Genomic DNA, 19,442 nt, shown 5'->3' on the forward strand with positions numbered 1-19,442 from the left:
CCACCCGAGCGCTACCGCCTCACGAACACCCCGTCGTGCTTCCGCAAGTATCACACTTCATGCACGTGCCATTCCGCACCAGCGTGAAGTTGCCGCACTCGGAGCACATCTCGCCCTCGTAGCCCTTGGCCTTCGCCTCGGCGCGGCGCTCGGCCTTGCTGGGGACGGCGGTCGCGGCGGTGCCGGCCTTGCTCCACTGCAGGGCTTCCAGCTTCTCCGTGGGGGAGAGGTCGTGCTGGACTTCCTGCTTCAGGGCGACGGCGCCTTCGAGGGTGTCACTGAGGCGGGCGCTCGCGCCATGCGAGGCCATCGCCGTGACCTTGCTGCCGCCTGAGGGAGCGCTGTCGTTGCCCTGGGTGACCGCAGTGCTGCCGCCGCGCATCACCACGAGGTTGTCGGTCCGCGAGCGGGTGAGGCCGCGCGAGACCAGGCGGGTGGCGTGGTGGCCGCCGTCCTCGTTCGGGTCCTTGCCTTCATCGACGCCCTTGCCGAGCGCGTCGAAGCCGGTCTCGTTGGGATCGACATGGGCGAGGTCGAAGCGTGACATGTAGCTCACCGCGAGCTCGCGGAAGACATAGTCGAGGATCGAGGTCGCGTACTTGATGCTGTCGTTGCCCTGCACGGGGCCCGCCGGCTCGAAGCGGGTGAAGGTGAAGGCGTCGACATATTCGTCCAGCGGCACGCCGTATTGCAGGCCGAGCGACACCGCGATGGCGAAGTTGTTGATGAAGGAGCGGAGCGCCGCGCCTTCCTTGTGCATGTCGATGAAGATCTCGCCGAGGCGGCCGTCATCATATTCGCCGGTCCGGAGATAGACCTTGTGGCCGCCGACGACCGCCTTCTGGGTGTAGCCCTTGCGGCGATCCGGCATCTTCTCGCGCTCGCGCATCACGATGATACGCTCGACCAGCTTCTCGACGATCTTCTCCGAGACCTGCGTGGCACGCGCCGCCATCGGCTTCTCGTAGAGGCTCTCGACCGCATCGTCCTCGTCCTCATCATCGCTGATGAGCTGCGAGTTGAGCGGCTGGCTGAGCTTCGAGCCGTCGCGATAGAGCGCGTTGGCCTTCAATGCGAGCTTCCACGACAGCATGTAGGCGGACTTGCAGTCCTCCACCGTGGCGTCGTTCGGCATGTTGATGGTCTTGGAGATCGCACCGGAGATGAAGGGCTGGCTAGCTGCCATCATGCGGATGTGGCTCTCGACCGACAGGTAGCGCTTGCCGATCTTGCCGCAGGGGTTGGCGCAGTCGAACACCGGATAGTGCTCGGCCTTCAGGTGCGGAGCACCTTCCACCGTCATCGCGCCGCAGATGTGGACGTTGGCCGCCTCGATCTCGCGCTTGGTGAAGCCGACGGCCTGGAGCAGGTCGAAGCCGGGGGCCGCGATGGCTTCCGCGCCGATGCCGAGCTGGTCGCGGATGAAGTCTTCGCCAAAGGTCCACTTGTTGAAGGCGAACTTGATGTCGAAGGCGGTCGGCAGCGCCTTTTCGACCTTGGCGATGGCTTCATCGGTGAAGCCTTTTGCCTTGAGGGTCGAGGCGTTGATGCCGGGGGCGTTGGAGAGCGAGCCGTGGCCGACGGCGTAGGCTTCGATCTCCGCGATCTCGCTCTCGCGATAGCCGAGCGCGCGCAGCGCCGCGGGGACCGCGCGGTTGATGATCTTGAAGTAGCCGCCGCCGGCGAGCTTCTTGAACTTCACCAGCGCGAAGTCGGGCTCGATGCCGGTGGTGTCGCAATCCATCACGAGGCCGATCGTGCCGGTCGGCGCGATCACCGTGGTCTGGGCGTTGCGATAGCCGTGCTTCTCGCCGAGCTCGAGCGCCGCATCCCACGCCGCCTGGGCGTGGCCGACGAGATCTCCTTGCGGGCAGGAGACGAGGTCGAGCGGCACCGGGTTGACGCTGAGCGCCTCGTAGCCGTTGGACTGGCCAAGGGCGGCGCGGCGGTGATTGCGGATGACGCGCAGCATGTGCGCGGCGTTCTTCTTGTAGCCGGGGAAGGTGCCGAGCTCGGCCGCCATCTCCGCCGAGGTCTTGTAGGTGATGCCGGTCATCACGGCGGTCAGCGCGCCGGCGATCGCGCGGCCTTCCTTGCTGTCATAGGGCAGGCCCATGGTCATCAGCAGGCCGCCGATATTGGCGTAGCCGAGGCCGAGCGTGCGGAACTCGTAGGAGAGCTCGGCGATCGCCTTCGACGGGAACTGCGCCATCATCACGGAGATTTCGAGCACGACGGTCCAGAGCCGGCAGAGATGCTCATAGCTCTCGACGTCGAAGCGCTTGGTCTCGGTGTTGTAGAAGGTCAGCAGGTTCGCCGAGGCGAGGTTGCACGCCGTGTCGTCCAGGAACATGTATTCCGAGCACGGATTGGACGCGCGGATGTCGCCGGACGCCTTGCAGGTGTGCCAGTCGTTCATGGTGGTGTTGAAGTGCAGGCCCGGATCGGCCGAGGCCCAGGCGGCGTAGCCGATTTTCTCCCAGAGGTCGCGCGCCTTCAGGGTCTTGGTGATCTTCTTCGTCGTGCGTCCGACGAGATTCCAGTCGCCGTCGGTCTCGACGGCGCGGAGGAAATCGTCCTTCAGCGACACCGAATTGTTGGAGTTCTGGCCGGAGACCGTGAGATAGGCTTCGCTGTCCCAGTCGGTGTCGTAGGTCTCGAACTGGATGTCCTTGTAGCCTTGCTTCGCAAACTGGATGACGCGCTTGATGTAATTGTCGGGCACGAGGCTGCGGCGCGCGAGCTTGATCTCGCGGCGGAGGGCAGGGTTCTTCTCGGGATCGAAGCAATCATCGCCCGAGCCTTCGCAGTTGACGCAGGCCTTCAGCACCAGCTTGAGGTGCTTCTGGTTGATCTTGGAGCCGGTGACGAGGGCGGCGACCTTCTGCTCCTCCTTCACCTTCCAGTCGATATAGGTCTCGATGTCGGGGTGATCGACGTCGACGACGACCATCTTGGCCGCGCGGCGCGTGGTGCCGCCGCTCTTGATGGCGCCGGCGGCGCGGTCGCCGATCTTGAGGAAGCTCATCAGGCCGGACGAGCGGCCGCCGCCGGAGAGCTTTTCGCCTTCGCCGCGCAGGCGCGAGAAGTTGGAGCCGGTGCCGGATCCGTATTTGAACAGGCGGGCCTCGCGGACCCAGAGGTCCATGATGCCGCCCTCGTTGACGAGGTCGTCGCCGACGCCCTGGATGAAGCAGGCGTGCGGCTGCGGATGCTCATAGGCCGACTTGGACTTGGTCAGCTTAGCCGTGAAGGGGTCGACGTAATAATGGCCCTGGCCGGGGCCGTCGATGCCATAGGCCCAGTGCAGACCGGTGTTGAACCATTGCGGCGAGTTCGGCGCGACCATCTGCATGGCGAGCATGTAGCGGAGCTCGTCGTAGAAGGCCTGCGCGTCCTCGTCGGTCGAGAAATACTTGCCCTTCCAGCCCCAATAGGTCCAGCAGCCGGCGAGGCGGTCGAACACCTGCTTGGCGCTGAGCTCGCTGACATAGCGCTCCTTCTCAGGCAGCGCGGCAAGAGCCTCGGTATCGGGCACGGAGCGCCACAGGAAGGAGGGGACGGATTCCTCCTCGACCTTCTTCAGGCGCGCGGCAACGCCGGCTTTGCGGAAATATTTCTGGGCGAGCACGTCGGAGGCGACCTGCGACCATTCGGTCGGGACCTCGACATTCTCCAGCTTGAACACGACCGAGCCGTCGGGATTGCGAATCTCCGACGTGGTCAGGCGGAAATCGATTCCCGCGTAAGGTGACTGTCCCGAGTTGGTGTGGCGCCGCTCAATCCGCATGGTCTTGCCCCGTCCTTATTTCTGGACCGGTCCCGCCCCTCGTTGAGGGCGTGCCGGGTCGACATTTCGTTTCGCGAATTCCTTCGGCCATTCGGCCTCGGGCATCGCAGTTCAGCCGGTGGACCCGGCCCTTGTTCTCCCGACGCGATTCTTCGATGCGTGCATCGATCATCCGCCGGCATGTCCAGGCACATCCGCCCCCAAGGGGATGGGCCCGACATGCGTTCAACGCCCCACAGTCACTTCAACAATTGCCATGCGAGCCTGTTGCCGGCCCGTTCTGGCGCCCGAAAAGCCCCGCTATCCGAGGGCAGACAAGCCCTCATCCGCTGCCTTTGGCTGGCGGGCGGAGTGTCGATTTGCGAGACCCTTTGGGGGAGTGCCGGCGGGACGCAAACTCACTCGCGCCGAACGGACCGAAAGCTAGGACTCTCCGCTGCGCCCGTCAAGAACTAGTGCGAGTTCCTGAATCAAATACTAAATATGGTGGATTGTGGGGGATAACAGGGGGCTAGCCCGCGCCTGTTCTGGAGCCAAGTATCAGTGAGTCCTCAGGGATTCCCAACTGAAAAAATTTGCATCCCGTGGTGATGCGGAGCCTTCATCCCGCTGTTCACAGGGCAGGTATATTTTTAGGCGATGGGGTTGCCACAGCAGGACTCACGTAGCCCTACGGAAGGCGAGGGCAGGCATGTCCGGCAGGGTGGTGGTTTGCCCGGCGAATCCGCGCCAAGCTGACGTTCCATTTTGCCGGACTGCCCTCATGCTTGATTCGACCCGCCGGGATGCGCGAGCGCGCATCGCCCCGGCCGGCCTGATGTTCCTCGCGATCACCTCGATCGGCTGGGGCTTCAACTGGCCGGTGACCAAATTCCTGCTCTCCGAGCTGCCGCCGCTGACGCTCCGTGGCGTCACCGGGGTGCTGGGCGCGGTGCTGCTGGCACTGCTCGCGGTCATGCGCCGGCAGAGCCTGAAGGTCGACCCGGCGATCTGGCCGCGCCTCATCACCGCCGCCGCGCTCAACGTCACCGGCTGGATGGTGCTGATGGGCCTGGCGCTGCTCTGGCTGCCGGCGAGCGAGGCGGCGCTGATCGCCTACACCATGCCCGTCTGGGCCTCGATCATCGCCTGGCCGGTGCTGGGCGAGCGGCCGACGCTGATCCGCACGCTCGGGCTCGTCATGGCCTTTGTCGGGCTCGCCTCGATCATGGGCGGCAACGGCATCACCGCCAGCGTCGAGAAGCTGCCTGGAATCATCATGGCGCTCGCCGGCGCGTTCGGCTTTGCCGTCGGCACGGTGTTCTCCAAGAAGTACCCGATCCATCTGCCGCCGATCACCGCCGCGGCCTGGCAGATCGGGATCGGCTGCCTGCCGATCTCGATCATCGGCCTCTTGGTCGAGACCACGCATCTGTCGAACGTGACGCCGCTCGGCTGGTGGCTGCTGGTCTATTCGACGGTGGTGCAGTTCTGCATCGCCTATGTGAGCTGGTTCGCCGCGCTGGCGCGGCTGCCGGCCTCGGTGGCCGCGATCGGGACGATGGCGGTGCCGGTCATCGGCGTCGTCGCCTCGGCCATCGCGCTGCACGAGCCGCTCGGGCCGGGACAGATCGCGGCGCTGATCTTCACGCTGGCGGCGGTGGTGCTGGCGACGCGGTAGCTAGCCCAGCGCCTTCCGGATCATCTCGGCGAGCTGGTTTCTCCGGTAGGGTTTCGTCAGCAGCAGCACGCCGTCATCCAGCTTGCCGTGGTGGACGATGGCGTTGTCCGTGTAGCCGGAGGTGTAGAGCACCTTCACGCCGGGCCGGCGCCTGGCCACCTCTTCGGCGAGCACGCGCCCGCTCATTCCGCCGGGGATGACGACGTCGGTGAACAGCAGGTCGAACGGCTCGCCGGCATCGATCAATTCCAGCGCGCTTGGGCCATCGGACGCCGCCACCGTTTTGTAGCCCAGGCTCTGGAGCTGCGCGGTGACGAAGTTGCGCACGAGATTGTCGTCCTCGACGACGAAGATGGTCTCGGCGCCGCCTTCGGCCTGCGGCGCGACGGCCGCTGCCACGTCCGTCGTACCTTCGCCCGGCGGCAGATAGAGCTTGATCGTGGTGCCGTGGCCTTCCTCGCTGTAGATCTTGATGTGACCGCCGGACTGCTTGACGAAGCCGTAGACCATGGAGAGCCCGAGGCCCGAGCCCTTGCCGACCTCCTTTGTGGTGAAGAACGGCTCGAACGCCTTTTGCTGGGTTTCTACCGACATGCCGGTGCCGGTGTCGCTGACCGCGAGCATCACGTAAGGCCCGGCTGTCACGTCGGCATTGGCCTGTGCATAGGCCTCGTCCAGCACGACGCGGTGGGTTTCCAGCAGCAGCTTGCCGCCGTTCGGCATGGCGTCGCGCGCGTTGATGGCCATGTTGAGCACGGCATTGGTGAGCCGGGACGGATCGATGTGGGCGGTCATCCGGCCCGGTTCGAGCACGGTCTCGATCTGGATCTGCTCGCCGAGGGTCGGGCGCAGGAGCTTTGCGATGTCCGCCACCGCGGCGTTGATCTCGACGTTGCGCGGCTCGAGCGGCTGACGGCGTGCAAAGGCGAGCAGATGCTGGATCAGCTCGGCGCAGCGCTCGGCGGCGTCGTCGATCAGGCGCGCCGTGCGCTGGAGCTCGGGCTGGCCCTTCAGGCTCTCCACCAGCGTCTCCGTGTTGCCGGAGATGACGGTCAGCATGTTGTTGAAGTCGTGCGCGACCCCGCCGGTCAGCTTGCCGATGGCGTCCAGCTTCTGCGACTGGTAAAGCTGCCGCTCGGTCTCCCGCGAGGCTGTTGCGTCGTGATAGACCAGAACCGCGCCGGAGATGTTGCCGTGCCCATCTCGCATCGGCCGGCCGCTGATCATGAGATGGCGGGCAAGATCGCCGCTGTGCGGGCGGACGATCATCTCGAGGTCTTCGAATTGCTCGCCGCGCAGCACGCGCACCGAGGGCAGCTCGTCCGATTTCAGCGGCGTGACGCCGTCGCCGTGATAGACGTCGGACAGCGCGCGCAAATTGCGCAAATTCATCCCGGTGCGATGCAGCAGCATGCGCTCGGCGGCCGGGTTGGATAGCAGGACATTGCCGTCGGTATCGATCACCAGCACCGCCTCCGCCATGCTGTGAAACGTGCTTTGCAACACGTTGACCGACAAACGCAACTCGTCATGCGCGGTGACCAGATGCTCCGTGCGCTCGGCTACCGCGGCGGCGAGGGCTTCCTTGGCGGCCGTGGTCTCGGTCAGCGTGCTCTGGAGCTCCCCCGTCGCGCGCTGGCTCTCGCGCATGACCAGCGCGACGAGGAGCAGGATCAGCACAGCGCCCGCAACGTCGATGCCGAGCAGCACGATGCCGGTGCGGCGCGAATCCTGGGAGCGCGCCTTGAGCAGGCGTTCTTCCCCCGCGCTCAACTGGTCGAGATTGCGCATCACCGTGTCCATGAGGCCGCGGCCCTCGGCCCTGCCCTGGAGCGCGGCGATGCCGGCCAGGTCGTTCTCGGCGCGCATCCGCATCGCGTCGGCGGCAATCTCGATCCGGCGCAGCGCCAGCGGCTCGGTGGCCTCCAACAGCGCGACCTGATCGGGAGCGTCGCGCACGCCGCGCTTGAGATCGGCCAGCGCCGGCGTGATTTCGGCACGCACCGCCTGGAACTCGTCGTTGAAGCCCTGGCTTCGGTAGAGCTCGTAGCCACGCGCGGCACTCTCGGAGCGGCGCAGCAGCACACGCAGGTCGGAGATCTTCTTCTGCACCTGGACGGTCTGATTGATCCACGCCGCATCGGACCGCGACTTGACGTCGAGGGCGATCGAGGCTGCCGTGATGATCAGGAGGATGGCAAGTCCGGCACCGAGAATGACGCGCTGCGTTGGAATCAAGGGGCTTCTTTCTTGTCCTTCGGTTGCGCGCTCTCGCCCGTAAGGCATTCCCGGATGGCGGTCAGCAACGCGTCGGGCGTGAACGGCTTGCGCAGGCAGCGTGTTGCGCCGAGCTCCAGCGCCATGCGGAGGAAATCGGGAGAGGGCGAGGCGGATGACGCGAAGGCGTAACCGGACATCGCGATCAGCGGAGTAGCCGGCGCGCGCTCATGGAAGATGCGGATGGACTCGAAGCCGCGCATATGCGGCATGAAGATGTCAACCAGCATCACCTCAAAGGCCTGCGTTTCCAGCGCAGCCAGTCCTGTTTCACCGCCATCGGCCAGCGTGACGTCGAAGCCCTGACGTTGGAGGAGGACCTCGATGGTCGCGCCGACCATCGGATCGTCATCAACCACGAGAACACGCGGCATGACACTTCCCAGCAATCGAAGTCCCCACGACGGTGATACAGGTGAATCGCGCATCGGGTCAATTTTGGATTGGATAAGGTTAGATATGCACGGCGCAGTGCATAGGGGTCCGGAGTTCCGCCTGGCGAAAGTCGCGTCGGTCGCGGCAGCGGCGCGGATGCCCCCTTAAGGCCAGTCCTCTTCGATGAAAGATTGCAGCAAAATGGAGCGAAGGCCGGCCGGACCCGGATGATGTGACGGGTAGGTGGGGCGGCGCACCAGCATGACGAGCAGGGACGCCGCGGTCCTGCCGCAAGGCTGCGCGGATGTTTCGTTCTATGACGTGCAGATGTCGGAGCCGCAACGGCCAGCGGAAGCGGCCAATGTCGCGGACGGTGGGCCTACCAAGAGTAGCGGACCACGCCCTTGCCAGCATAGCTGCGCATTGCATCCGCGAATTCGCCTTCGAACGTTGCGGCGGCGGACCAGCCGTTCGTCCACCGTACCTCGGCCGATGCACTGGTCAGCGCGGAATCCCGCGGCTGGGCGGCGCCGTTGACGACGAAGCTCGCACCCGGCAAGGCTTGAAATGTCGCGGTGGCCGCGCGGTCGGTGTTGAAATCATGCGCCCAGGCTAGCCGGCCGCGCAGCGTCAGCATCGCACCAGCCAGGGCATACGATTTGTCGCTGCGAAACCCGAGCTCGCTGCGGCTGTCGGTGACGCTCTTCGAGCCATAGGCGAGCGCAAACACCGGCGTGCCCGCCAGCGCCGACTCTACGTAGGCAGGCAGATCGAACGTGGTGAACTGGGCCGCAGCGTAGGGCGCCAGGCCAAGGCCGCCCAGCCAGGGCGTCGCAAAGCGATAGCCGCCCTCGAAACGGCCTGAATAGGCATTCGCATTGAACTCGGCGTGCAGCCGGTCAAGGCCCGCGATCGTCACGATGCGGTCCGTGGTGATGGCCTGAAAGCCGTAGGCAAGCGCCGCCGAGACGTAGGCTGCACCGGATCTGTGGCGCACGAACGCGCCGGCCTGAAACAGATCGGATCGACCGTAGCCGCTGTTCTCGACGGAGAAGCTCGTGCCGCCGCCTGCGAGCGCGAAACCGGCGACCGTGTCCGCAGAAAAGCGGTAGTCGGCGCCGACGGCGACCCCCGCAAGGCGGCTGGTCGATGTGTTGCTGCCGAGCGCCGCATGTCCATCGGTCGTCTGCGCGCCGCCGAAGCCGGCCGCCCACACGCGCCAGCGGGGATCATGGACCTGCGCGACAGGCGCCTTCGCGAACATCACGGCATAGGCATCGCGTTCGGGCCGGGATGCCCCACGGCGCGCATCGCTGGCCGCGAAGGACGACGTCGCCGAGGACGTCGCCGTCTCGCCCCGTCCGGTGATGAACGGATCGGTGAGGACGCCCATGAACTGGTTCATCGCGTTGAACGTCGCCTGCTGGCTGCCGGTGGCGGCCTCGCCCGAAGCCTGGGTCAAGCCGGCCGGAGTCAGCATGCTGTAGACCGCAGGAATGCCGCCATTGGCATTGAAGAAGCTCGTCAGCGCGTTGCCGACGTTGTGCTGGTTGGCATTGAGACCACCCGGAATGGCGAAGTTGAGAACCAGGTCGAGATAGACGTCGTTGGCATCGTAGCTCAGGCTCGTGCTGAAGTTGGGCGACAGGTTGGTGGTGAGAGCGCCGAATGTCCCGCTGACGCCACCTGCGGCGGTGAGGATCGTGTATTGCCTCGAGACGTAGCTTCCTGCCGCGAACGATGCCTGCACTGCCGCCCCGCCGAGCGTTGCGCCGCCGGTGGCATTGATGCGGTCTGAAGAAGACGGGGAAACGTCGATGAGATAAGTCGATGCCGCGGTGAGAGAAAGGCTGCCGGCAACCGTCAGCGTTCCAATCGAAGTGCCGGGCGCGAGCGTACCGCCGTTGACGATGACGTTGGCGACGGTGCCGGTGCCGCCGAGTGTACCGCCCGAGTTCACCGCGACGCCGCTCGCGGACGAAATGTCGCCGTTGACCAGCAATGTGCCGCTGTCCACGTTGACCGGACCGGCAAAGCTGCTGGTGCCAGTCAAGCTCCAGGTGGAGTCGCCGACCTTGTTGAAGGTGCCGAAGCCGCGATACTGCCCGGTTGAATTGATCTGCGAGACGTCGAAAGTCGCCGCGCCGCTGCCGCCGAGCTCGAGGGTGTCGGCTCCGGTACCGATTGCCGCGCCCGAGATGTTCGATCCGGGCGCCAGCGTCAGGGTATTGCCGGTTCCAGTGAAGAGAATGGCGTTGATGGCCTGTGTGTTGCCATCGAATACGACGGCGCTGAGACTGCCCGCGTTGTGCATCGAGACGCCTCCGCCGAGAGCCTGAACACCGTAGACGAAGCCGGCGATCGTCCCGGTGTTGTAGATCACGCTACCGGAACCGACCGTGACTGCTGCCTGGCTTCCGCTGGAGATGGTGGCGCCGGCGAAATTGTTGATGGTCGAATTAGAGCCTACGCCGACGCCGGCCTGAGGGGCTGCCACGGCGGATCCGACGGCGGCGATCGTGCCATAGTTGGTGACAAGGCCGGCCTGGTTGACCCGTACTCCATAGGCTCCTCCGGTAATGCTACCACCCGCAGAATTCGTGATCGTGCTGCCGAAGAATCCGGCGGCGCCACTCGCGTCGGTGCCGGTGATGGTCCCCTGGTTCGTGAGGTTCAGCGTCGTGCCGGAAACCCCGTACGCCGTCCCGGTGATCGTCGCGCCAGCGTTGTTGGTGACTGTGGTCTGTCCCAGTCCGTCGATACCAAAACCAGAGCCCTGAATGGTGCCCGAATTGGTGACCGTAAGCGGATTGCTGCCGGTCGTGGCGATTCCGGATCGATCGCCTGCGATGGTCGCACTGCTATTGTTGATGACGGTTCCCTGGCCGAGATAGATACCTCGCGCATTGGCGGCCGTTCCGGAAACCAAGGCGCCGCTTGCGACCGTGACGGTCGCGTTCTCTGCACCGGTGCCGTAGCCATTGGCGCCGGCGCTTGTTCCCGGCGCGCCACCGCCCTGATTGAGGGTCGTTCCGGTGCAGGTTGCGACGAGGTTCGATTGGCCTGCCGCCTGCGGCGTGCAATCCGCCTGTGCCGACTGGCCTGCCAGCAGTGCTGCCGAAAGGACCAATGAACCTGCGAAATACCGCGTAAGGAGGCGCTCCCGGCGGGTGCCGCAATGGCCCATCGCGGGCTTCGAGATCTCGCGGCGTGCCTGTGCCATTGCCAATTCCCAGTCTTCTTCCAAACCTGTGCGGGTGTCCCGACTCGCCCGAGCGCAACCGTCGACGATGTGGATAGCGAGCGGTGACGGGTCGTCGCGTCGCCCAACGGGGTGAGGGGCGAAAGATGAGTGGTGACCGTGGCGCGCAGAACACAGTGTGTGGGAATTCCACGATGACCAAGCTCGCGATGCGAGGCACGCTTTCATTGACGAGCACGCCGCACGAACGGAACAAGATCGTCAAAGCTGTCCTCGACGGTGGGCGCGCGGGCGTCCTTTGCCGTCGAGTTCGTCATCAGCGCAGCGTTGCAGACGAGCTTCTCACTCTACGGTTGGCAAACGTCGCGGCGGGCTTGCATCGACATGCGGAGCATGCCGGTAGGCTCGCAAGATACGAGCGTCAGCCGCTGGCACAACGACTTTGGATGCGCACTTCTACGCAGTCTGCCACGATCCCGCAGTGGTCCTGAGGAGAACACAAGACCGGATCATGACCGACATTGGCAGTCTCTCTCACCCCACCGGGTGAGGCATTGCACCGCCAAATGCGGTATCATCATAATACCTCTTAAGGTTGTATAGGCAACCATTGGTTGTCGATGACTCGGGCGGCAAAATGGTGAACTTCTCCAACGACGGGATCGAAAAGCTCCTCGACCTGATCTACGACGCCGCGGCCGAAAACGATCTGTGGCCCCATGCGCTCACGGCCATCGCCGATCTCACGCATAGCGAGGGCGGCATCCTGTTCGGTCAGTCGGTCACCGCGCAGCGCGTTTATTTCGATTTCAACGGCCGCCTGAATGAGGCGTGCAATCGCGCCTATCAGGACCGGCACATGAATAATCCATGGTCGCAATATATGGAGACGCAGCCGGTAGGGCGGCTGGTGCAGTCCGATCAAGCGATCCCGCTCTCAAAGCTTCAGGCGACCGCATTCTACGACGAAGTGCTGCGGCCTCAGGAGATCGGGTATAACGGAATGATTGCGCTGGCGGCGCGCGACGATTTTCGTGCCGCCTTCAACATGTGTCGAAGCGAGCGGCGCGGGCCGCTCGATCCCGATGAGGTGCGGCTGCTGGAGCGGCTGTCGCCGCATCTGCGCCGGTCGGTGACGCTCGGATTTCGGATCGACGGCTATCTGGCCATGCAGCATGCAGCATTCGATGTCCTCGACCGGCTTGCCGACGGTGTCGTGGTGCTGGACCACAAGGCACGCGTGTTGTTCTCCAATGCCTCTGCAAGACGGATGTCGGAGGAAGGGTCGTTGCGACTGCATCAGTCGATCGCGACCCGTTGGCCTGTGCATTCGCAGCGGCTCAACGAATTGGTGCGCGCGGCGCTGCGGGGGGCCGCCGGCGGCACGATGAGCCTGCCACGCAACCAGGACGGCCGGCTCCTGACCGTCCTGGTCACCGCGATCCGCGGCAAGGATCTTGGACGACTATCCGATGCGGGCGTGAAGGACGCGGCGGTGCTGTTGTTCGTCGTCGATGCTGCCAACCGACGATCGATCCCGCTCGGACGGATCATGGACGCATATGGTCTGACCCACGCCGAGGCGCGAGTCGCGCTCGCGTCGTCGTCCGGCAGCACCACCATCGAGACCGCACGCGCGCTCGGGCTGTCGCAAAATACCATCAAGACGCATCTGCGCCGAGTTTTCGCCAAGACCACGACCAGACGCCAAGCCCAGCTCGCCAGCCTGATGGCATCGATCGGCAGCGTACGGATCGGGGATGTCGATTGGGAACAGTGATGCGTCACCCCTGCCGTGGCTCGAATGTGTTTGCCGCCTTACGGCCGACGGTGGGCGAACTTGCGGAGTTCGAAAGGCGCGAGGCCATCGCACCTCTCGACGAGGAGGGGTGTCCGGCGTGGTCGTTCGACGGCGAGCCGCTGACCGCGCGCGAGCGGCGCTGGCTGGAGCTCTATCGCAAGCTGGAGAATTCAGGCGGCTCGCCAAGACGCATGGACGGCGCCGACCAGTGACCGGCGCCGCCCATCGTGTCTTGCTGCAACTATCGTTCAGGTCGTCTTACGGACAGGGATGCCGCCGTCCGTCGTAACCGAGATAGGTCCCTGAAGCCGGGTCATAGGATTTATAGCGCTGGGCGCAATAAGCTGCATCGTCGCCACCACCCGGGACCACCGCCACGGTCGGCTCGTCATAGTAGCCGCCATAGTAGTAGGGGTCATCGTAATAGCTGCTGCCGTAATAGGCGTACGAGCCGAGGCCGCCGATCGCGGCGCCCGCCGCGAAGCCGGGCCAGAAGCCGCCACGACGATAATGGTGATGATGATGCCTGCCTCCGCCGCTCCAATTGCCGCTGCCTTGCCAGGTGCCGCTGTTGGCTGCTGCAAAGTTACGGCTGACACCGCCGGTGAAGGACGTGCCGCCGCTCGGGCGTGCCGGGCCGGCCGCGAAGTTGCCGCCACCTCCGTGGATCGCGGGGCCGCCGCCCATCCGTGCGCCACCGCCACTGAAGGCAGCGCCGCCGCCCATGCGCCCGCCACCGCCGCCGATGGCACCGCCGCCACCGCCGCCGCCAATGGCAGCGCCACCGCCGATGGCCGCGCCACCGCCACCGCCTCCGCCTCCACGGCCGCCGCCGCCGGGTCCCTGTGCAAAGCTCGGCGAGGTCATGGGCAGAACGAGCGCTAGCGCTGCTACGGCACTCAAAACTTTCAGACTGTTCATGGTCAAACTCCTTTTCCCGGAAGCAAACCCTATGAAAGGGCTAGGGTTCCTGGGATCACGCCGGTTTGCGCGCGACCAGAAGCCTCATGCGCCCCCTGTACCCGGCATGAACGGATCGCGTCCGATTTGCGGCAGCCTTTATGTCGCGGCCGCGCATTTGCGGAAGGGCCCCACCGTTCCGCCGAACTGGACATTTTGCCGTCCGGATGGCATCAGGGCCCCACGAAGCAGGGCCCTTGCCGCATGAAACAATTCTTCCTCAAGTTCTTCACCTGGTGGAATGGCCAGACTTTTGGCACCCAACTCTGGACCAAGCGGTACGGAGAACTGGTCGGCCAGGACGAGCAGGGCAATCTCTACTATCGCACCCGCGGCGGGGCGGTCGATCCGACCCTCGGCTTCGAGCGGCGCTGGGTGGTCTATAACGGCTATGCCGAAGCGAGCCGGATCCCGCCGTCCTGGCACGGCTGGATGCATCATGTCGTCGATGTGCCGCCGACCGAGGCCAACTATCAGCCGCGCGAGTGGGAAAAGCCGCACCAGCCCAATCTCACCGGCACGGCAAGGGCCTATCGTCCCTCGGGATCGACCCTTGCCAGCGGCAAGCGGCCGAAGGCGACCGGCGACTATCAGCCCTGGACGCCTGGCTAGGTTTTCAGCCTCCGCGATCTTCATCGTCGAACTGGATGCATACGCATCCGCCGCACCTTGCTGTGAACAACGGGAACAGCGGGGACGGCGGTTGCGCGGCCGTTGCGCCAATGCGTGCGATGCGGCTCAATGGTCTCATCTTACGGAGATGGGAGACCATCGCGTTCGGTTCGGGCAACAGTTCGCGACTGTCCCGAAATGCAGCGGCCGCCGACCAGGACTCGATCGGGAGATAGGCCCCCGGTCTGGAAGCTCTGAAATCGCCCGATGAAATGTGCAGCCGCCGTAGGACAGGAAAGGCCGCTTGGGAAACCGAGCGGCCTTTTTCTGTTGCTATCGTCCTGACGTGTCCCGGCTCTGCGGAGCGTCGCTGCGTACCGCACCGCGTCCGGGACACGATAGCTACATCACGCGCTCAGCCGCACGCTTCACGGCGTCGAGCCGCCGCGCCTGGTTTTGCGCGCCGCGCTCCTTCAGCAATGCCAGGACCTCCGCCGGCGCGGTGTCGGGCGATCCCGAATTGAACGGCGGGGCCGGATTGTATTCCATCTGAAGCTGGATCGCTTCCGCCATGGTCCGATCGATCATGATGGACACCAGCGTCAGCGCGAAATCGATCCCAGCGGTGACGCCGCCACCGGTGATGCGATTGCGGTCGACGCAGACACGCGTCCTGGTCGGCGTGGCACCGAACTGGCCGAGCATCTCCATCGCGCTCCAATGGGTCGCGGCGCGGTAGCCCTTCAATAGTCCGGCAGCGCCGAGCGCCAGCGATCCCGTGCAGACGGAGGTGACGTATTTCGCGCCCTCTGCCTGCTTGCGCAGGAAGGCGAGCACCTCCTCGTCGTTGAGCAGGTCGTTGGTGCCGCCGCCGCCGGGCACACAGATCACATCAAGTTGCGGGCAATCCGCAAACGTCGTGGTCGGCGTCAGCATGAGCACGGAATCGCTCGGCACAGGCTCGATCCGCTTCCAGATCAGGTGCAGCGTTGCCCCGGGCACCATGGAGAACACCTGCAAGGGACCGGTGAAGTCGAGCTGGGTGACGCGCGGAAACACCAAAATTCCGATCTGGAGCGGTGACGACATCGGCGGATCCTCCAAAGATGAGCTTGACGCGCGAAGACTGGCATGGTGCCTTTGCGTCTGAAATGGCATAATTCCCTCTATTTCGGACATGGCTATGATCGGCATCCTGATCTTCCCGGATTTCCAGCTGCTCGACGCGGCCGGCCCGATCTCGGCGTTCGAGGTCGCGGCACGCTGCGCCGGCAAGCCGCTGGCGCTCCGCGTGCTGGCTCTGAATGCCGGGCCGGTCCGCAGCTCGTCGGGCGTCGAGATGATGGCCCGCGATTTCAGGTCGGCGAATGCGATCACGACGCTGGTCATCGCCGGCGGCGCAGGTGTCGCGGATGCCGCGCGCTGCGGGGCCACGCGCGCCTTCGTGCAGCGGCTGGCGCGGCGCGGCGTGCGCGTCGCCAGCGTCTGCTCGGGCGCCTATGTGCTCGCCGAGGCGGGGCTGCTCGATGGCCGCCGCGCCACCACGCATTGGGGCCGGACGCGCGATTTCGTCGCGCGCTATCCGAAGGTGAAGTTCGAGCCCGACCAGATCTTCACCCGCGATGGCAATGTCTGGACGTCTGCCGGGATCACCGCGGGCATCGATCTGGCGCTCGCGATGGTCACCGAGGATCACGGCGAGGAGATCGCGCGGGCAGCCGCGCGGCACCTCGTGCTCTACCATCGCCGCAGCGGCGGCCAGTCGCAGTTTTCCTCGCTGCTGGAACTGAAGGCGCCGAACAGCCGCTTCGGCGCGCTGTTGTCGTGGGCGCGCGAAAACCTCGATGCGCCGCTGACGGTGGAGGATCTCGCCGATCGCGCCGGCATGAGCGCGCGGCATTTCGCCCGTGCCTTCGCCGCCGAGACCGGCACGACGCCCTCCAAGGCGATCGAGCGGCTCCGGCTGGAAGTCGCGCGCGAGCGTGTGCAATCCTCGCGCGAGGGGATCGAGCTGGTTGCGGAAGCCACGGGCTTCCGTGATCCCGAGCGCATGCGCCGGGCCTTCATCCGCGCCTTCGGCCAGCCGCCGCAGGCGCTGCGGCGCGCTGCGCGGGCGGGATAGTCATGTACGTTTGAACGGGGGGACGTGCGGAATGGCGACGTCCGCGCCGTTCAAAATCGGACGTCGCCGATGCTCACTTGTCCTGCTTTTCGCGTACGATCGCCCCGGTTTTGGGATCGGCATGGAACTCCATCTTCTGTCCGTTCTTGATGCCTTCGCCCTCCCACCGGCCATCATCGGCTTCAAGCTTGGTCACCTGCGAATAGCCCGACTCCATGACCTTGGCCTTCACCTGCTCCATCGGCATCCAGTCCGGCCCAGGTTGATCTGCTCTCGCTGCTGAGCCCATGGCAAGCGAACCGAGAACCAGAATTGCAGCAAACCTCATCGCCAATCTCCCTTTCGAAGAAAGGCTTTAACGGGATCTTTGAATTGATGTTCCTTCGTCGGTGCGAGATCAACCAGTGAGCGACATGCCGTGACTGGAACCACTTGTTCGGCTAGCTTCCGGACGGACATCCCGATGTTGTGAGGACATGCCTAGGCAGCGTTGTCTGCCGCGGCTCCGCGGGACGCATTCGCGCGCCCGGTCAGCCGCCGCGCGATCGGCATCAGCATGTATGGTGCGAGGTGAATCGGAAACTGCGTCATTGCGAAATAGAGCCAGGTGGTGGGCGGCAATGCGCCGGCCGTTGCCGCCAGCATCAGGCCGAGATTGCGCTGTGACACCATCAGCCCGAGCGCCAGTGCGCGGTCGGTGCCAATGCGGCGGAACAGCAGCGTGGTGATCGCGAGCAGCGTGAAGTAGATCGCGAAGGACAGAGCTGCGAGGCCGATGGTGAGGATCGGCCGGGTCAAGAGTTCGCCGGCGACATCGCCCATGACCGCGCAGGCGAACACGAGCAGGATGATGATGTTGAATCCATCGATCGGCTGCTTCGCGCGCTGAATTGCCTCCGCGCCGAAGATCCAGCGGATGACGGTCGCCGTCAGCAACGATGCGGCGAGAATGCCGAGCAGCTTCAGGCCGAGTGCCAGGGCCGAGATGCTGAGCATCCCGTCGAGGAACAGCCCCGCGAACAGCGATGCCGTGAAGGGCACCAGCGCGGTCGAGGTCACCAGCGTGACCAGCACGAGGGTCGCATCGAGGCCCATCAGCGCGGCAAGTGCCGGCGAGGCCATCATCGGAGAAGCCATGCTCTGGAGCATGAGCGCAAGGGCAAGGCCGGGCGCGCGGCTCGTGAGCCCTGTTGCATAGGCGATCAATCCGACGATCAGCGGGACGCCGATCGTGGTCCAGGCGGTGGCGGTCGCAACGAGCGCCGGCCGGCGCAGATGGCTGGAGAGCACGGCCAGATCGACCCGCATGAAGGAAATGCAGAGCAGGACGAAGATCGCCTCGGTGACGTAGGGCCGCAGCAGCGCGCCGAGCGGCGGCACCGCGACCGCGATGAAAACCACGGCCGCCACCGCGCGGGTCCCTTGGCTGCCGAGCCAGGTCAGGACGCGCAACGGGAGGGCGAAGATGGTTCGACGAGCAGAAGCCATGCAGGCGCCGTCAGCCCAATCCCTTCAACCACGCGCCGATCTCGCTCACGGCAGCGGTCGCCTCTCGCAACAACTTTCCCATCGTGAAGAAGCCGTGGAACTGACCGGGATAGTGCTTGGTGGTCACGGGCACGCCGGCCTGCCTGAGGCGTTCGGCATATTCGTCGCCTTCGTCGCGCAGGGGATCGGCGCCGGCTGTCAGCACATAGGCCGGCGGCAGGCCGGCGAGGTCTTGCGCGCGCGCCGGCGAAGCGCGCCAGTCGTGGATGTCGGCGGCGCCGTTCAGATAATGGTCGCGGAACCAGCGGATCACCGAATGCGTCAGCAATACGCTGGTCTCGGGCTCGCTGTGGGAGCCATGGGTCATGGCGAAATCGGTCGCTGGATAGATCAGCACCTGGCCCGCGATCGCAGGACCGTTGCCGTCGCGCGCGGCGAGCGCCACGACGGCGGTGAGATTGCCGCCGGCGCTGTCGCCGCCGATCGACAGGCGTGAGGCGTCGATGCCGAGCTCGCGTGCGTTTGCGGCAACCCATGTGGTCGCGGCGATGGCGTCCTCGATGGCGGCGGGAAATTTGTGCTCGGGTGCGAGGCGATAGTCGACCGAGATCACGATCAGCGTGCCTTCGACTGCGAGCTGACGGCAGACGACGTCGTGAGAGTCGAGATCGCCGACCACCCAGCCGCCGCCATGGAAGAACACCAGCGCCGGCGACAGGCCGTCGTGCCGGCGCGGCTCCTTCGGGACGTAGAGGCGGGCAGGGATGGCGCCGTGTGGGGCTGGGATCGCGAGCGCTTCGACGCGGGCGAGCTCCGGCGGCTCCGGGTTGGTGGCAAAGCGCGCCTGCGCGTAATAGGCGCGGGCCTCCGCTGCGGTCAGGGTCTCGTAGGCAGGGCGGCCGGCTTCCTGGAAGGCCCTGTAGACGGCGGCGGCGTCGGGATCGAGCACAACGGGCATTAAAGGCGGCCTCTGGGTTTTCCAGTCATGGTTGGAGCCCCGTTTTCGGCGGACGGTGCCCGCCTCGGGTTCGGGAAGGAGCCTCCGACTATCCCATCCGGAAGCCGGTCTGGCCAGACGGGGCCGGGAAGGGCAGGGATGCCGCCCTTCCCCCGCCGTATTCGCCGTGTTAACCGGAGGGCCTGCGAGCGGCGGTA

General features: G+C 65.3%; 14 protein-coding genes. 5 read left to right on the forward strand and 9 right to left on the reverse strand.

Annotation, left to right across the window (positions count from 1 at the left end; all coding sequences use genetic code 11):
• Nucleotides 1–19 precede the first annotated feature (19 nt).
• Nucleotides 20–3,790 (reverse strand): vitamin B12-dependent ribonucleotide reductase, encoded by a 3,771-nt coding sequence (locus ACFDR6_RS10675; protein WP_375858231.1) that lies wholly within the window; start codon nt 3,788–3,790, stop codon nt 20–22.
• Between the two features lie 763 nt (nt 3,791–4,553).
• Here ACFDR6_RS10675 and ACFDR6_RS10680 point away from each other — a divergent pair.
• Complete coding sequence (locus tag ACFDR6_RS10680) at nt 4,554–5,450, forward strand: DMT family transporter (RefSeq protein ID WP_212085763.1); 897 nt, start codon at nt 4,554–4,556, stop codon at nt 5,448–5,450.
• Here ACFDR6_RS10680 and ACFDR6_RS10685 read toward each other — a convergent pair whose 3' ends face one another.
• From ACFDR6_RS10685 to ACFDR6_RS10695, 3 genes are all read right to left on the reverse strand, one after another.
• Entirely contained in the window at nt 5,451–7,688 is a 2,238-nt protein-coding gene (locus ACFDR6_RS10685) for a CHASE3 domain-containing protein (RefSeq protein WP_317239686.1), read from the reverse strand. It abuts the gene before it with no gap.
• A complete protein-coding gene (locus tag ACFDR6_RS10690; protein ID WP_212085759.1) occupies nt 7,685–8,101 on the reverse strand; it encodes a response regulator in 417 nt (138 codons plus the stop codon). The genes ACFDR6_RS10685 and ACFDR6_RS10690 overlap by 4 nt, the downstream gene beginning before the upstream one ends.
• A gap of 380 nt (nt 8,102–8,481) precedes the next feature.
• On the reverse strand, nt 8,482–11,325 hold the full coding sequence (locus ACFDR6_RS10695; RefSeq protein ID WP_317239685.1) for an autotransporter outer membrane beta-barrel domain-containing protein: 2,844 nt from the start codon (nt 11,323–11,325) through the stop codon (nt 8,482–8,484).
• Nucleotides 11,326–11,941: 616 nt separating this feature from the next.
• On the opposite strand from ACFDR6_RS10695, the gene ACFDR6_RS10700 reads away from it, so the two are divergent.
• Together ACFDR6_RS10700 and ACFDR6_RS10705 are read left to right on the forward strand one after the other, a co-directional pair.
• Nucleotides 11,942–13,084: a helix-turn-helix transcriptional regulator gene (locus ACFDR6_RS10700; protein WP_317239684.1), complete on the forward strand. Its 1,143-nt coding sequence runs from the start codon at nt 11,942–11,944 to the stop codon at nt 13,082–13,084.
• Complete coding sequence (locus ACFDR6_RS10705) at nt 13,084–13,317, forward strand: hypothetical protein (protein WP_317239683.1); 234 nt, start codon at nt 13,084–13,086, stop codon at nt 13,315–13,317. The genes ACFDR6_RS10700 and ACFDR6_RS10705 overlap by 1 nt, the downstream gene beginning before the upstream one ends.
• Before the next feature lie 46 nt (nt 13,318–13,363).
• Here ACFDR6_RS10705 and ACFDR6_RS10710 read toward each other — a convergent pair whose 3' ends face one another.
• Nucleotides 13,364–14,026: a BA14K family protein gene (locus ACFDR6_RS10710; protein ID WP_375858232.1), complete on the reverse strand. Its 663-nt coding sequence runs from the start codon at nt 14,024–14,026 to the stop codon at nt 13,364–13,366.
• A 243-nt stretch (nt 14,027–14,269) separates the two neighbouring features.
• On the opposite strand from ACFDR6_RS10710, the gene ACFDR6_RS10715 reads away from it, so the two are divergent.
• Complete coding sequence (locus ACFDR6_RS10715) at nt 14,270–14,677, forward strand: NADH:ubiquinone oxidoreductase subunit NDUFA12 (RefSeq protein WP_212085748.1); 408 nt, start codon at nt 14,270–14,272, stop codon at nt 14,675–14,677.
• Between the two features lie 402 nt (nt 14,678–15,079).
• Here the strand turns inward: ACFDR6_RS10715 and ACFDR6_RS10720 are convergent, their stop codons facing one another.
• Entirely contained in the window at nt 15,080–15,766 is a 687-nt protein-coding gene (locus tag ACFDR6_RS10720; RefSeq protein WP_375858233.1) for a DJ-1/PfpI family protein, read from the reverse strand.
• Between the two features lie 94 nt (nt 15,767–15,860).
• On the opposite strand from ACFDR6_RS10720, the gene ACFDR6_RS10725 reads away from it, so the two are divergent.
• Nucleotides 15,861–16,799, forward strand: coding sequence for a GlxA family transcriptional regulator (locus tag ACFDR6_RS10725; protein WP_375858234.1), 939 nt, complete (start codon nt 15,861–15,863; stop codon nt 16,797–16,799).
• 73 nt (nt 16,800–16,872) lie between these two features.
• Here the strand turns inward: ACFDR6_RS10725 and ACFDR6_RS10730 are convergent, their stop codons facing one another.
• The 3 genes from ACFDR6_RS10730 to lipP1 all read right to left on the reverse strand — a co-directional run bounded on the left by ACFDR6_RS10730 (nt 16,873) and on the right by lipP1 (nt 19,245).
• A complete protein-coding gene (locus ACFDR6_RS10730) occupies nt 16,873–17,127 on the reverse strand; it encodes a PepSY domain-containing protein (RefSeq protein ID WP_212085742.1) in 255 nt (84 codons plus the stop codon).
• A 152-nt stretch (nt 17,128–17,279) separates the two neighbouring features.
• Nucleotides 17,280–18,287 carry a Na+-dependent transporter gene (locus ACFDR6_RS10735; protein ID WP_375858235.1) on the reverse strand — a complete coding sequence of 336 codons (1,008 nt, stop codon included), beginning with the start codon at nt 18,285–18,287 and terminating at the stop codon, nt 17,280–17,282.
• Between the two features lie 10 nt (nt 18,288–18,297).
• The gene (gene lipP1, locus ACFDR6_RS10740; protein ID WP_375858236.1) at nt 18,298–19,245 is read right to left on the reverse strand and encodes a LipP1 family hormone-sensitive lipase; all 948 of its coding nucleotides are present in this window, start codon (nt 19,243–19,245) and stop codon (nt 18,298–18,300) included.
• Nucleotides 19,246–19,442: the final 197 nt, after the last annotated feature.

Source organism: Bradyrhizobium tunisiense (genome assembly GCF_042263385.1).
GTDB lineage: Bacteria > Pseudomonadota > Alphaproteobacteria > Rhizobiales > Xanthobacteraceae > Bradyrhizobium > Bradyrhizobium tunisiense.

Coding starts and splice junctions, on each gene's coding strand:
- ACFDR6_RS10700 (WP_317239684.1), top strand. CDS start 11,942: ATGGTGAACTTCTCCAACGACGGGATCGAAAAGCTCCTCGACCTGATC.
- lipP1 (WP_375858236.1), bottom strand. CDS start 19,245: ATGCCCGTTGTGCTCGATCCCGACGCCGCCGCCGTCTACAGGGCCTTC.
- ACFDR6_RS10720 (WP_375858233.1), bottom strand. CDS start 15,766: ATGTCGTCACCGCTCCAGATCGGAATTTTGGTGTTTCCGCGCGTCACC.
- ACFDR6_RS10715 (WP_212085748.1), top strand. CDS start 14,270: ATGAAACAATTCTTCCTCAAGTTCTTCACCTGGTGGAATGGCCAGACT.
- ACFDR6_RS10675 (WP_375858231.1), bottom strand. CDS start 3,790: ATGCGGATTGAGCGGCGCCACACCAACTCGGGACAGTCACCTTACGCG.
- ACFDR6_RS10680 (WP_212085763.1), top strand. CDS start 4,554: ATGCTTGATTCGACCCGCCGGGATGCGCGAGCGCGCATCGCCCCGGCC.
- ACFDR6_RS10690 (WP_212085759.1), bottom strand. CDS start 8,101: ATGCCGCGTGTTCTCGTGGTTGATGACGATCCGATGGTCGGCGCGACC.
- ACFDR6_RS10735 (WP_375858235.1), bottom strand. CDS start 18,287: ATGGCTTCTGCTCGTCGAACCATCTTCGCCCTCCCGTTGCGCGTCCTG.
- ACFDR6_RS10725 (WP_375858234.1), top strand. CDS start 15,861: ATGATCGGCATCCTGATCTTCCCGGATTTCCAGCTGCTCGACGCGGCC.
- ACFDR6_RS10705 (WP_317239683.1), top strand. CDS start 13,084: ATGCGTCACCCCTGCCGTGGCTCGAATGTGTTTGCCGCCTTACGGCCG.
- ACFDR6_RS10710 (WP_375858232.1), bottom strand. CDS start 14,026: ATGAACAGTCTGAAAGTTTTGAGTGCCGTAGCAGCGCTAGCGCTCGTT.
- ACFDR6_RS10730 (WP_212085742.1), bottom strand. CDS start 17,127: ATGAGGTTTGCTGCAATTCTGGTTCTCGGTTCGCTTGCCATGGGCTCA.
- ACFDR6_RS10695 (WP_317239685.1), bottom strand. CDS start 11,325: ATGGCACAGGCACGCCGCGAGATCTCGAAGCCCGCGATGGGCCATTGC.